This is a genomic window from Arthrobacter sp. BGA-UO-ETr-C19 (assembly GCF_059568005.1).
The window spans coordinates 271,004-284,206 of record NZ_JCAQPC010000018.1; the positions used below are offsets into that span (position 1 = coordinate 271,004).

The 13,203-nt window shown below is 66.0% G+C and carries 12 protein-coding genes and 1 tRNA gene; 2 read left to right on the plus strand and 11 right to left on the minus strand.

Translation table 11 applies throughout. The features are described from left to right. Positions 1-44: 44 nt before the first annotated feature. The gene (locus AC57BR_RS11210) at positions 45-3,440 is read right to left on the minus strand and encodes a pyruvate carboxylase (RefSeq protein ID WP_496360473.1); all 3,396 of its coding nucleotides are present in this window, start codon (positions 3,438-3,440) and stop codon (positions 45-47) included. A gap of 317 nt (positions 3,441-3,757) precedes the next feature. On the opposite strand from AC57BR_RS11210, the gene AC57BR_RS11215 reads away from it, so the two are divergent. Beyond that, positions 3,758-4,579, plus strand: a complete 822-nt coding sequence (locus tag AC57BR_RS11215; protein ID WP_496360475.1) for a ParA family protein — start codon at positions 3,758-3,760, stop codon at positions 4,577-4,579. Between the two features lie 101 nt (positions 4,580-4,680). Here the strand turns inward: AC57BR_RS11215 and AC57BR_RS11220 are convergent, their stop codons facing one another. The 5 genes from AC57BR_RS11220 to gcvH form a co-directional block, all read right to left on the minus strand. Continuing rightward, positions 4,681-5,277, minus strand: a complete 597-nt coding sequence (locus tag AC57BR_RS11220) for a MerR family transcriptional regulator (protein ID WP_496360477.1) — start codon at positions 5,275-5,277, stop codon at positions 4,681-4,683. A gap of 252 nt (positions 5,278-5,529) precedes the next feature. Continuing rightward, entirely contained in the window at positions 5,530-6,033 is a 504-nt protein-coding gene (locus AC57BR_RS11225; protein WP_496360479.1) for a bifunctional nuclease family protein, read from the minus strand. Continuing rightward, positions 6,033-6,749 carry a transcriptional regulator FtsR gene (gene ftsR / locus AC57BR_RS11230; protein WP_043418625.1) on the minus strand — a complete coding sequence of 239 codons (717 nt, stop codon included), beginning with the start codon at positions 6,747-6,749 and terminating at the stop codon, positions 6,033-6,035. The genes AC57BR_RS11225 and ftsR overlap by 1 nt, the downstream gene beginning before the upstream one ends. A gap of 22 nt (positions 6,750-6,771) precedes the next feature. Further along, entirely contained in the window at positions 6,772-7,248 is a 477-nt protein-coding gene (locus AC57BR_RS11235; protein WP_496360481.1) for an FHA domain-containing protein, read from the minus strand. A gap of 145 nt (positions 7,249-7,393) precedes the next feature. Next, entirely contained in the window at positions 7,394-7,780 is a 387-nt protein-coding gene (gene gcvH, locus AC57BR_RS11240; RefSeq protein ID WP_496360483.1) for a glycine cleavage system protein GcvH, read from the minus strand. Positions 7,781-7,935: 155 nt separating this feature from the next. Here gcvH and AC57BR_RS11245 point away from each other — a divergent pair, with 155 nt between their 5' ends. After that, the gene (locus tag AC57BR_RS11245; RefSeq protein WP_496360485.1) at positions 7,936-8,808 is read left to right on the plus strand and encodes an Fpg/Nei family DNA glycosylase; all 873 of its coding nucleotides are present in this window, start codon (positions 7,936-7,938) and stop codon (positions 8,806-8,808) included. A gap of 67 nt (positions 8,809-8,875) precedes the next feature. On the opposite strand, the gene AC57BR_RS11250 is transcribed toward AC57BR_RS11245, so the two are convergent. From AC57BR_RS11250 to AC57BR_RS11270, 5 genes are all read right to left on the minus strand, one after another. Further along, positions 8,876-8,952 (minus strand) — tRNA-Pro (locus AC57BR_RS11250). A gap of 140 nt (positions 8,953-9,092) precedes the next feature. Beyond that, positions 9,093-10,643: a ribosome biogenesis GTPase Der gene (der, locus tag AC57BR_RS11255; RefSeq protein WP_496360487.1), complete on the minus strand. Its 1,551-nt coding sequence runs from the start codon at positions 10,641-10,643 to the stop codon at positions 9,093-9,095. A 10-nt stretch (positions 10,644-10,653) separates the two neighbouring features. Further along, positions 10,654-11,337, minus strand: a complete 684-nt coding sequence (locus tag AC57BR_RS11260; RefSeq protein ID WP_496360558.1) for a lysophospholipid acyltransferase family protein — start codon at positions 11,335-11,337, stop codon at positions 10,654-10,656. A gap of 43 nt (positions 11,338-11,380) precedes the next feature. Continuing rightward, complete coding sequence (cmk, locus tag AC57BR_RS11265) at positions 11,381-12,094, minus strand: (d)CMP kinase (RefSeq protein WP_496360489.1); 714 nt, start codon at positions 12,092-12,094, stop codon at positions 11,381-11,383. Then, positions 12,094-13,203 (minus strand): prephenate dehydrogenase, encoded by a 1,110-nt coding sequence (locus tag AC57BR_RS11270; RefSeq protein WP_496360491.1) that lies wholly within the window; start codon positions 13,201-13,203, stop codon positions 12,094-12,096. Before AC57BR_RS11270 ends, cmk begins: the two co-directional genes overlap by 1 nt.

Genomic DNA, 13,203 nt, shown 5'->3' on the forward strand with positions numbered 1-13,203 from the left:
TATTCAGCGGCCCCCTGCCCAACAGTCATCTGCTCAACAGTCGTCTATTCGACGACGATCAGCAGGTCACCGCCCTGTACCTGTTCCACAGCGGAAATGGCCAGCCGCGTCACTTTGCCGCCCACCGGCGTCGTAATGGATGCCTCCATCTTCATTGCCTCGATGGTGGCAATCGTGTCACCGGCGTTGACGGTGTCCCCCGCCTTGACGGTGACCGTCACGGCGCCTGCGAAGGGAGCGGCGACGTGACCCGGCACCGACGCATCCGCCTTCTCGGCCGCCTTCACATTGCTGACCACGGACTTGTCGCGCACCGAGACCGGGCGGGACTGCCCGTTCAGCGTGCACATGACCGTGCGCATGCCCTTCTCGTCCGGCTCCGACACGGCTTCCAGGGACGCGATGAGGCGCACACCCTTTTCGAGCTGGATCACGTGCTCCTCGCCGCGCTGCAGGCCGTAAAGATAGTCGCGGGTGTCCAGGACCGACACGTTGCCGTACGTCTCGACGCTCTTGAGGTAGTCCTTCGTCGGCCCGGCGAAGAGCAGCCGGTTCAGCGTCTGCTGGCGGGTCTTCGAGTCGCCGCGGAGCGCCTCGCTGTCCTCGGCGCTCAGCTCGGCGTCACGGACCTTGATGCTCCGGCCCTGGAGGGCCTTGGTGCGGAACGGTTCCGGCCAGCCTCCCGGAGGATCGCCCAGTTCGCCGGACAGGAATCCGATGACGGAGTCCGGGATGTCGTAGTTCTGCGGGTTCTCGTTGAAGTCGGCCGGGTCTGCGTTCAGGCCCACAAGGTGCAGGGCGAGGTCACCCACCACCTTCGACGACGGCGTCACCTTGACCAGGTGGCCCAGGATCCGGTCGGCAGCCGTGTACATGTCCTCGATCGCCTCGAAGCGCTCGCCCAGGCCCAGCGCGATGGCCTGCTGGCGGAGGTTGGACAGCTGCCCGCCCGGGATTTCGTGCTGGTACACGCGTCCGGTCGGACCCGGCAGGCCTGATTCGAAGGGGGCGTAAACCCTGCGCACGGCCTCCCAGTACGGCTCGAGCGAGCTGACGGCTGCCAGGCTGAGCCCGGTGTCACGTTCCGTGTGGGCCAGGGCAGCAACCAGGGCCGACGCCGACGGCTGGCTTGTGGTGCCGGCGAGGGATGCCGAGGCGACATCCACAGCGTCGACGCCCGCGTCGACTGCCGAGAGCAGCGTGGCGAGCTGGCCGCCTGCGGTGTCGTGGGTGTGCAGGTGGACCGGGAGGTCAAAGCGTTCCCGCAATGCCGAGACGAGCTTGGCGGCAGCTGCCGGACGCAGCAAGCCCGCCATGTCCTTGATGGCGAGGATGTGCGCGCCGGCTTCGACGATCTTGTCCGCCAGGCCCAGATAGTAGTCCAGCGTGTAGAGCTTCTCTTCCGGGTCCAGCATGTCGCCCGTGTAGCACAGCGCCACCTCCGCGACGGCGGTGCCGGTGGCCCGCACGGCGCGGATGGCAGGTGCCATCTGGCTGACGTCGTTCAGTGCATCGAAGATGCGGAAGATGTCGATGCCCGTGGCCGCTGCCTCGTTGACGAAGGCCTCGGTCACTTCCTCGGGGTACGGGGTGTAGCCCACGGTGTTCCGGCCGCGGAGCAGCATCTGCAGGCAGACGTTCGGCAGGGCCTTGCGCAGCGCGGCGAGCCGGTCCCAGGGATCCTCGCCGAGGAACCGCAGGGCGACATCGTAGGTAGCGCCGCCCCAGGCCTCAACGGACAGCAGATCCGGCAGGAGGGTGGAGACCGCGGGCGCGGCGGCCAGCAGGTCCCTGGTGCGGACGCGGGTGGCCAGCAGGGACTGGTGGGCGTCGCGGAACGTGGTGTCCGTGACGGCGACGGCCTTCTGCTCGCGCAGCGCCCTGGCGAAGCCCTCCGGTCCGAGTTCCAGCAGCCGCTGGCGGGAGCCGGGGCGGGCCTCGATGCCCTTGACTGAGGGGAGCTTGTCCGCCGGGTCGCTGTGGACCGGAAGTTCGCCGTTCGGCTTGTTCACAGTGACCTCGGCGAGCCAGGTCAGCAGCTTGGTGCCGCGGTCGGCGGAGACGCGCGCCTTCAGCAGTTCGGGCCGTTCGTCGATGAAGGATGTGGCCACGTTGCCTGCGATGAAGTCGGCGTCGTCAAGGACGGCCTGCAGGAAGGAGATGTTGGTGGAGACACCGCGGATACGGAATTCCGCCAGTGCCCGGCGCGCCCTGGCAACAGCGGCGGGGTAGTCCCGGCCGCGGCAGGTGAGCTTCACGAGCATCGAGTCGAAGTGCGGGCTGATCTCGGCACCCGAGTAGACGGTACCGCCGTCGAGCCTCACGCCGGCACCGCCGGCCGAGCGGTAGCCCGTGATCTTTCCGACGTCGGGCCGGAAGCCGTTGGCCGGGTCCTCTGTGGTGATGCGGCTCTGCAGCGCGGCACCCTTGAGGAAGACGGTCTCCTGGGACAGGCCCAGGTCGGCCAGGGTCTCGCCGGCGGCGATGCGCATCTGCGCCTGGACGAGGTCGACGTCGGTGACCTCTTCCGTGACGGTGTGCTCCACCTGGATGCGGGGGTTCATTTCGATGAAGACGTGCTGGCCGGCGCGTTCGCCAACGGTGTCCACCAGGAACTCGACCGTTCCGGCGTTGACGTAGTTCAGGGCCTTGGCGAACTTCACCGCGTCCCTGTACAGGGCCTGGCGGATGCCTTCGTCCAGGTTGGGGGCCGGGGCGATCTCGATGACCTTCTGGTGGCGGCGCTGGATGGAACAGTCACGCTCGAAGAGGTGCATGACGTTGCCTTCGGCGTCGGCCAGGATCTGGACCTCGATGTGGCGCGGGCGCAGCACGGCCTGCTCGAGGAACATGGTGGGGTCACCGAAGGCCGCATCGGCTTCGCGCATGGCGGACTGCAGCGCCTCCGGCAAGGCCTCGCGGGTGTCGACGCGGCGCATGCCGCGCCCGCCGCCGCCTGCCACGGCCTTGGCAAAGATGGGGAAACCGATCTCATCCGCAGCGGCGAGAAGCTCGTCGAGGTCCTTCGACGGCGCGCTGGACTTCAGCACGGGAACGCCGGCCTTGCGGGCGGCCTCCAGTGCGGCCACCTTGTTGCCGGCGAGTTCCAGGACCTCAGCGGGCGGACCCACGAAGGTGATGCCTGCGGCCTTGGCGGCACGCGCAAGGTCCGGGTTTTCGGAAAGGAAGCCGTAACCGGGGTAGATGGCGTCCGCGCCGGACTCCTTGGCAACGCGAACCACCTCGGCAACGTCCAGGTAGGCGCGGACTGGGTGTCCCTCTTCGCCAATCAGATACGCCTCATCGGCCTTCTGGCGGTGGATCGAGTTACGGTCCTCATTGGGAAACACAGCGACTGTCTTGGCGCCCAGTTCGTAGCCAGCGCGGAAAGCACGGATTGCGATTTCTCCGCGGTTGGCCACCAGAATCTTGGAAAACATACTTCTCCTGCATCATTGCGGGTGGTATCGGTAAGTGGTCACAGTGTGTAAGACCGGCCGGACGAAACACAAATCATTGTGTCTACCATCACAGAATTATCCGTCATGTCCGGGCCATATTCACTGCCGGGCCCGTATTAACTGCGAGGCATGCCCGGATCCCGATAAGAAGGGATTCCGGCCGAGGTCAACATATGATGAGTGGGGCGGCGGAAGCCTGCCCCTGTTCCTGCAGCACCATCTGGCAGCACCATCTGGCAGCACCGGAACGGAACGTACCCCAACACGGCAACCGGCGTTAGGTATTGGTTTATCAAGTGCAAGTAGTCAGCATCAGCAGCCTCAAGGGCGGTGTCGGCAAGACATCCGTGACAACCGGACTGGCGTCTGCGGCACTGGCCGCAGGCATCCCAACACTCGTAGTTGACCTCGATCCCCATGCCGACGCCAGCACAGCCCTCGGGGTGCAGCCCAGCGACAAGCTGGACATCGGCAGGATGCTGAAGAATCCGCGCAAGGCCAAGATCGCCGAGAACGTCGTGCCCAGCGGCTGGATCAGCCGGGCAGCCGTTAACGGTTCCGGCCCAGCGGTGCTCGATGTCGCCGTCGGGTCCGCCTACACCGGGATCTACGACCGGCCCGACCTTGGCAAGCGCGATCTGCGCAGGCTGTCCGCGGTGCTCGCCGGTGCGGATGCCTACGAACTCATCCTGGTGGACTGCCCGCCGTCCCTGAACGGGCTCACCCGCATGGCCTGGTCCGCCAGCAACAAGGTGGCCCTGGTCGCCGAGCCCGGGCTCTTCTCCGTGGCCGGCACCGAACGCACCATGCGGGCCATCCAGCTGTTCCGCCAGGAATTCGCACCAAACCTCTCCCCCGCCGGCATTGTGGCCAACCGGGTGCGTTCCGGATCCTCCGAGCACGCTTTCCGGCTTGCCGAGATGCAGGCCATGTTCGGTGACCTCCTGCTGGCTCCGCACATCCCGGAGCAGGCCAACTGGCAGCAGATCCAGGGCGCGGCGCATTCCGTCCACCATTGGCCCGGCGACTCCGCCAAGGCCGCGGCCGGACTCTACGACACGCTGCTGGGAAATCTCATGGCCACCAACAAGACCAGCCGCAGTCGGAGCTCCCGCTAGCAGCGCTTAGCTCCTATCCGGTATCCGGGGGCCCGCTGAACGCAGAAGGCCGCCTCCCCGACGGGAGGCGGCCTTCTGCGTAAATCTCGGGGCTGTCGCTGCTAGCCGATCTTGCGCGCGGCGCGGCGCTTGCTGAGTTCGTCGTCCGGGAACGACTGGTCGCCGGCGTGCTCGCTGGGCAGTGAGGCGAGGCTTCCCTCGACTTCGCGCCACACGCGTCCCACGGCGATGCCGAAGACGCCCTGGCCGCCCTGCACGAGGTCGATGACCTCGTCTGCGGAGGTGCATTCGTAGACGCTGGCGCCGTCGCTCATGAGCGTGATCTGGGCCAGGTCCTCGACACCGCGTTCACGGAGGTGCTCCACGGCGCTGCGGATCTGCTGCAGCGATACGCCGGTGTCCAGGAGCCGCTTGACCACCTTCAGGACCAGGATGTCGCGGAAACCGTAGAGCCGCTGGGAACCGGAACCTGCTGCACCGCGCACCGCAGGCTCCACCAGGCCGGTGCGGGCCCAGTAGTCGAGCTGCCGGTAGGTTATGCCGGCAGCCTTGCAGGCCGTGGGACCGCGGTAGCCGGCGTCCTCGTCCAGAACCGGGAGATCCTCAGTGAAGAGAAGGCCCTGAGCACCACTTGCGGGCACGGCAACGCCGGCCGTCGAGGGCTGCTTCAGCTCGCCTGCTTCGCCTTTCGGACTCACGTGGATCCTCCTTGTCATGAGCTCCCCTGAGGAAGTTGCTGCAACAGCTGCTACGCGCATGAAGTCCGGATGAAATTCATGCTTGTAATTCGGCCGGAGTAGCACTTTCCAGTGTGACTTGCGCCGCTGTCGTATGCAATGGGAACTTGGTACCTTCGACGTTAGGCCTGCCACGGCCCAAGGTCAAAGACGTTCGCATGATTAGCGGGGCGTGTCGAAAGTTTCAGCCTTAACTTTAACCTTAACGTGACCTTAGCCGTCGAAATCCTCGGGCTCGACGTCGTCAAGGAACTCCCGGAACCTTCGCAGCTCGCGCTCTTCCTCCACGGTGGGGCCGGGCTCCGTGTCCTCGCCCTCGTCATGCTCGGTGATCCGCACGCCGGCCTCCTCCATGACAGAGTCAGCGCACCAGATCCGGCACTTGGCGCGCAGTGCGATGGCCAGCGCATCGGATGCCCTGGAGCTCACCGTCGCCCCGTTGTCGAACTGGAGCTGGCCGTAGAAGATGTTGTCCTCCACGGCCACGATGTTCACGCTGACCACGGAATGGCCGAGTGTCTCCACGACGTCAACCAGGAGGTCGTGGGTCATGGGCCGCGGCGGCACCACGCCCTGCTGGGCCAGCGCGATGGCGCTTGCCTCGGGTGTCCCGATCCAGATGGGAACGTGCCGTTCCCCATGCATCTCACGGAGCAGAACCAGGGGCTGGTTTGAAGGGAGTTCGATGCGGACGCCCACAATCTCGACTTCGATCATCAGATTTCCATCCGCGAGATACGGTCCTGCACAAGAGCCCGGTGCAGGGTGAGGCAAAGGTCGCTGATCTCCCGGGCGGCTTCCGCCGCGCGGGCCTGCGACGCAGCGTCCCTGCGCGAGGTCAGGGTGGCCACGGCGCGTTCCACGAGTCCGAATTCGCGCTCCGCGGCCGCTTGGAAGGGCCGGAGGTGCCGTGGCTCCAGGCCGTGGCTCTCCAGCTGGACGCAGGCGCGCGCCACCTGGAGTGCGTGCTCGTCAAATTTGCCGTCGGTGTGCCCGATGAGGCCGAAGCTGAGCAGGGACTGCAGGAGCGGCACGCTCGCCCCCGACTCCGCGCGCAGCTGCTCCTCGCTGAGCCTGCGTGCTTTGTTCTGCAGTTCCGCTGCGAGCTCGTCCGAGACGATCCGCGGGGAGACGGTAACCCCGGGCGGAAGGTTCTCGGGCCGTTCGCCCCTGTCGATGGCGTCAAGGTAGTCCTTGATGACCTTCAGCGGCAGGTACTGGTCACGCTGAAGGGACAGGACGAAGCGGAGCCGCTCGACATCGCTGTCGGAGTACTGCCGGTAGCCCGCGGGGGTACGCCGGGGATTGATGAGCCCTTTTTCCTCAAGGAACCTGATTTTCGACGCCGTCATGCTCGGAAAGTCATCGCTCAGCTGAGCGAGCACTTCCCCGATGTTCAGGACCAGTGGTCCCCGGCGCTCCGGTTGTGCCATTGCCACAGGCAGCCGCTCCGAATCAGACGCGTCCTGCTGCGCGGGCAGGGCTCAGGTAGAAGGTGAGACGGAACTTGCCAATTTGGACTTCGTTTCCGGACCTCAGTTCCACGCTGTCCACGCGGTCATGGTTGACGTAGGTGCCGTTCAGGCTTCCGGTGTCTACCACCTCGAAGCTCCGCGGTGTGCGCCGGAACTCGACGTGGCGGCGCGAGACCGTCACGTCGTCGAGGAAGATGTCAGCATCCGGGTGCCGCCCGGCCGTGGTGACATCGGAGTCAAGCAGGAATCGGGCACCCGAGTTCGGCCCGCTGTGGGCCACGAGCAGTGCGGAGCCGGAGGGCAGTGCCTCTACGGCAGAGCGTTCCTCCGGGGAGAGCTTAGGTACGATCGTTGGCTCGTCATGGACCGGAGTGAGGTTGATCGAGGTGGTTTCCGAGGCCCTGCCCGCACCCGTGCCGTAATCGCCGTTGGTGTGGTTCCGTTCGCCGCCAACCATGGATTCCTCCTCCTTCGTTGCAGATGTCCCCCTGCAATCAACGCGTACCGTCCGGAACTGCCTGGCAGCTCCGGTATGCCGCCCGCCGCCCGGCCGTTGGACTCCATTGCTGGACTCCTGTGGCCGGCAGCGGGACCGGTTAGCTTTAGCCTACCTGTTGTTCGTACTCCGATGCACTGAGCAGGGAATCCACGGCATCAGGTTCGGCGAGCTTTACTTCGATGAGCCAGCCGTCGCCGTACGGATCGGAGTTGATGAGTGCTGAATCGCTGTCGAGTGCCTCGTTGCGGGCCACGATCTCGCCGGATACAGGCGCGTAAATGTCGCTGACGCTCTTGGTGGATTCGACCTCACCCACGACGTCGTTTGCCTTAACAGTGGTGCCGACTTCAGGCATCTGGGCGTAGACGACGTCCCCGAGGGCGTCCTGGGCGAAGTCGGTGATCCCCACGCGGACTACGCCATCCGAATTCGGTGCAGTCACCCATTCGTGTTCGGCGGTGTAGGACAGATCAGAGGGAATGTTGCTCATCAGGGGCCTTTCATCGGGTCAATCACCAATGTCAACGGAGGCGTAGGGAACAGCCACCGGTTGAAAGTATATGCACAACTCCCCGGCCGCCGGATGTGCCATGATGCCCCCGCGGGAACCGCCCAATCAGGCATTCCTTGTGGCAAAGTGGTGCCATGCCGGAACTACCCGAGGTGGCCGCACTGAGCACGTTCCTCGACACGCGGCTGCGCGGCGCGGTGCTGGAGAAGCTGCAGATCCTGTCCGTGGCGGTCCTCAAGACGGCCGACCCGCCCTACACGGCCCTGTCAGGCCGAACCATCACTGGCGTGGAGCGGTTCGGGAAGTTCGTCAGCATCGACGCCGACGGCCTGCATTTTGTCTTCCACCTCGCCAGGGCGGGCTGGGTCCGTTTCACCGAAAAACCCTCGCCCGATCCGCTCCGGCCGGGCAAGGGACCCATCGCAGCCCGCCTGCACTTTGCCGGGGTGGACGGCGGGAAGATGGGCATCGACCTGACCGAGGCCGGCACCAAAAAGGGCCTGGCCATCTACGTGGTATCAAGGCCAGGCGACGTTCCCGGCATCGCCGAACTCGGCCCGGATCCGCTGATCCCCGCGTTCAGCCGGGAGATGTTCACCGAGATCCTCGCCGGGCACCCGCACCAGATCAAGGGTGTCCTGCGGAGCCAGCGTGTCATTGCCGGCATCGGCAATGCGTACAGCGACGAAATCCTGCACGCGGCGAAAATCTCCCCGTTCGCCATGGCCAATTCACTGGAGCCGGCGAAGGTCGGGATCCTGTTCGACGCCATCCACACCGTCCTGGGAGCGGCAGTGGCCCAGGCCCAGGGGAAACCGCCCGCCGACCTCAAGGATGCGAAACGGGGCGGAATGAATGTGCATGGCCGCGCCGGCCAGCCCTGCCCGGTATGCGGCGACACGGTCCGGGAGGTGTCCTTCGCGGACACTGCGCTGCAGTACTGCCCCACCTGCCAGACAAATGGCAAAATCCTGGCCGACCGCAGAACGTCCCGCTTCCTCAAGTAGCGCGTGCCGCCGTCGGGCGGGCAACAAAAAACCCCGCCAACCCAGTTGGGTTGGCGGGGTTTTGTTGTGGTCGGGCTGACAGGATTTGAACCTGCGACCCCTTGACCCCCAGTCAAGTGCGCTACCAAGCTGCGCTACAGCCCGTCAGTTCCGCCGTTCTCCGCTTCAGTGATGATTCCGAAGAATTTCACCTAAGCAGTCCGGCCGAACCACCTAGAAGAGCTTACACGATTCCGGAGGGTGCCAGTGACACTTTCCGGCATTCGCCGCCCGGTGTGTCGTAATTAACGCTTCTTGCCACGCTTTTCACGCACACGCATGCTGACTTCGATGGGCGTTCCCTCGAAGCCAAAGGTTTCCCGCAGGCGGCGGGTGATGAAGCGGCGGTAGCCCGGGTCCAGGAATCCCGTGGTGAACAGGACGAACTTCGGGGGCCGGCTGGAGGCCTGCGTGCCGAAGAGGATGCGGGGCTGCTTGCCGCCGCGGACCGGGTGCGGGTGGGCCGCCACCAGCTCGCCCAGGAAGGCGTTGAGCCGTCCGGTCGGAATGCGCCTGTCCCAGTTTTCCAGCGCCAGTTCCAGCGCCGGCACCAGGCGGTCCTTGTGCCACCCGGTCTTGGCCGAGATGTTGACCCGCGGCGCCCATGCTACGTGGGCCAGGTCCTGTTCGATTTCGCGCTCCAGGTACGTCCGGCGTTCGTCGTCCAGCAGGTCCCACTTGTTGAACGCCAGGACCAGGGCGCGTCCGGATTCGATGGTCAGCTGGAGGATGCGGACATCCTGTTCGCTAAGCACCTCGTCAACAGCCAGAAGAACGACGGCGACCTCCGCCTTTTCCAGCGCGCTCTGGGTCCGGAGGGAGGCATAGAAATCGGCGCCCTGTGCCATGTGCTGACGTCGGCGGATGCCGGCCGTGTCCACGAAGCGCCAGGTCTGGCCGCCGAGCTCGATGAATTCGTCAACCGGGTCGCGCGTGGTGCCGGCAGTGTTGTCCACCACCACACGTTCGGAGCCGGCAAGCTTGTTCAGCAGGGAGGACTTGCCGACGTTGGGGCGCCCGATGAGGGCGATCCGGCGCGGACCACCGGAGCGTTCAACGCCCTCGACAGTGGAGAACTCCGGCAGGGTGTCCATGACGTGGTCCAGCAGGTCGGCGACGCCGCGGCCGTGCAGCGCGGAGACGGGGTACGGCTCGCCGAAGCCCAGGCCCCACAGGACTGCCGAGTCTGCTTCCTGTGCAAAGTCGTCCACCTTGTTGGCCACGAGGATGACAGGCTTCTTGCTCCGGCGGAGCATCTTCATGACGGCCTCGTCGGTGGCGGTTGCGCCCACGGCCGAGTCGACGACGAACAGCACGGCGTCAGCCAGTTCCACTGCCATTTCGGCCTGTTCCGCCACCCGGGCGTGGATGCCGCGGGCATCGTGCTCCCAGCCGCCGGTGTCCACCAGGGTGAAGTTCCGGCCGTTCCAGTTCGCCGAGTACATCACGCGGTCGCGCGTCACGCCGGGGGTGTCCTCCACGACCGCCTCGCGGCGGCCGAGGATGCGGTTGACGAGGGTTGACTTGCCCACGTTCGGGCGGCCGATGATGGCGAGCACGGGGTCCAGTTTGAGCGGGCCCTCAAGCTCGTCCTCGTCGTGCAGGCCGCTCAGGAGCGCTGCGTCTTCCTCGTCGAGGTCGTAGTCGTCCAGTCCGGCGCGGAGGGAAGCGGCACGAAGCTCCGCCTCCTCGTCGTCCATGGCTGCCAGATGTTCAGCCACCTGGTCCGTGCCGGTGGGCGTGTATTCGTCTTCGCCGGCGCCGGAGTGGCCGGAAGTTTGAGTCGTATCGCTCATTGCACTTTCCTTAATGGTGGTCTGCCGGCGGCCCGGCTACTGCTGTTGAACGTTGGTGCGGATGATCCGCGGAGGGCAATGACAGCCCGCTGAGCCGGACAGTGTCGCGGACATGCGCGGCGAGAGTGTTACGGATTTCCGTAGCCGCCCTGTCCATTGAAGCACGCCCGGTTTCATCCGGTTTCCGGCCGAGAGCCAGGGGCTGGCCAAAGCTGACGTGCAGCCTGCGGCCCGGTTTCGGGATGCTGTCCAGGTGTTCGCCGCCTTGCCGCGTGCCAAGGATGGCCACGGGCACCACGACGGCGTCGGAATTCAGGGCGAGCCAGGCCACCCCGTTGCTGATGCCGGCTGCGGTGCCGCTCCCCCGGGTTCCCTCGGGCAGGATGCCGACGCAGCGGCCGGCGTCGAGCACGTCCTTGCTGAGCTGCAGGACCGAGCGGTCCCCTGCCCGGTCAACCGGAAGCTGGCCGGACGCCTTCAGTACGCGGCCAAGGAAGCCCTTGAACATCTCCTTCTTAACAAGGATGTGCATGGGACGGGGCGAGGCGCCGAACATGACGGGTCCGTCGAGGAAGCTGATGTGGTTTCCTGCGAAGATCACTGGCCCCGCGGCCGGAACGTTGGAGCGCCCGGTCACGGATGTGCGGTAGACGATGGTGTTCAGGAACCTGCCGACGGGCCGGCTCCAGGCCATGGTCCAGCTGCCAGGAACTGCAGTCCCCGGCATCCTGGCGGAATCACTCATGGTTGATGACCTTCGTGACGATGCGCAGCGCGGCTGACACGGTTTCCTCGAAATCCAGCTCCGACGAATCCAGCGTCACCACGCCGTCCGCCGCCTGGGTGAAGTTCACCACCGTGGAGTCCTTCGCGTCCCGCTGGGTCACCTGGGCAGCCAGCTGCTCGGCGCTTTGCGTTCCGCCGAGCTGGATGCCGCGGCGGCGGAGCCGCGCCTCCTCGCTGGCGGTCAGAAGCATGCGGACCTGGGCAGCGGGGGCGACGACGGTGGTGATGTCCCGGCCCTCCACCACCATGCGGCGGTTGTGCTTTTCGATCAGGGAGCGCTGGCGGCGGATGAGTTCGGTCCGGGCACCGAGCGTGGTGGCGACGGCACTGACGGCCGAGGAGATGGCCGGTTCCCTGATGGCGTCGGTAACGTCGGTGCCGTCGACCCGCACATACTCGGTGTGCGGGCTGGTGCTGATGTCCAGCGGCAGTTCTTCGGCAGCCAGCTCGACGGCGGAGGCATCGGCGAGGTCTGTTCCGCGGTCGAGGCAGTACCAGGTGAGGGCCCGGTACATGGCGCCCGTGTCCAGGTAGGCGAGGCTGAGGCGGCGGGCCACTTCCTTGCTGACGCTGGACTTTCCCGAGCCGGACGGCCCGTCGATGGCCACCACGAGCGGGCGGCCCAGCCGGAGGGCAGGCAAAGTTTCGGTCAGTTCCTGTGTCATTACTGCAGTACCCGCCATCCACGGTCGCTTAGTGCTTCTACAAGGAGGTCGTGCGCGCTCGGCAGCACGGAGATCTCCACCATGCCCACATTCTGCCCTGAGGAGTGGTCCAGGCGGAGATCTTCGAGGTTGACGCCAATCTCACCGATCTCGGTCAGCAGCCTGGCGATCTGGCCGGGCCGGTCGTCCACGAGCACCGTGAGCCAGGAATATGCCTGCGGCGGTCCGCCGTGCTTTCCCGGAATCCGTGCCTGCCCGGCATTGCCTTCGCTCATCAGCTGGGCCAGGTCCAGACGGGCTCCGGCGGCGGCGGGGTCTTCCAGGGTTCCGATCAGCCGGTTGAGGTCTTCGCGCACACCGTAAAGGATCTCCACCACCTTGGCGGCATTCGCACCTAGGATCTGGACCCAGAGCGTAGGGTCGCTGGCTGCGATGCGGGTGGTGTCGCGCAGCCCGTTCCCCGCAAGAGACAGGGCGTGCAGCGGCGTGTCCTGCAGACGGGTCGCCAGCAGCGAGGACATCACCTGCGGCAGATGGGACACCAGGGCCACGGCCCCGTCATGTTCCTCGGCCGTGAACTGCGAAACGACGGCACCGAGGTCGGTGGCCAGCGCCCGCGCAGCCTGGACCGCTCCGGGCGAGGATTCCCCGGTCGGGCATACCACCCACGGCATGGAGGTGAAGAGCTCGCCCCGGGCGGCGACGGGCCCGGATTTCTCGCGTCCGGCCATGGGATGGGTACCAACGTAACGGCTGAGGTCCGCGCCGCGGCTGCGCAGGTCATGCAGGATCGCCGCTTTGACGCTGGCGATGTCGATGACGGTGGCGTCCGGATAGTCTGCAAGTGCACGTTCCACAACGTCCGCAGTTACGTCCGGCGGCGATGCGACAACCACCAGTTCAGGACTTTCGTCCCCCAGGGCGGCCAGCGGGAGGCCGGCGCCGATGTCAACGGCGACTGCCTGGTTGGTGGGCGAAGGATCGGACAGGTAGACAGCAAGGCCACGGCCGCGCAGGCCGAGACCGATGCTGGTGCCGAGCAGGCCCGTGCCTATAACGACGACCGGGCCGTTCAGGTGTCCGCGGCCGTGCGTACGGAAAGCCGACAT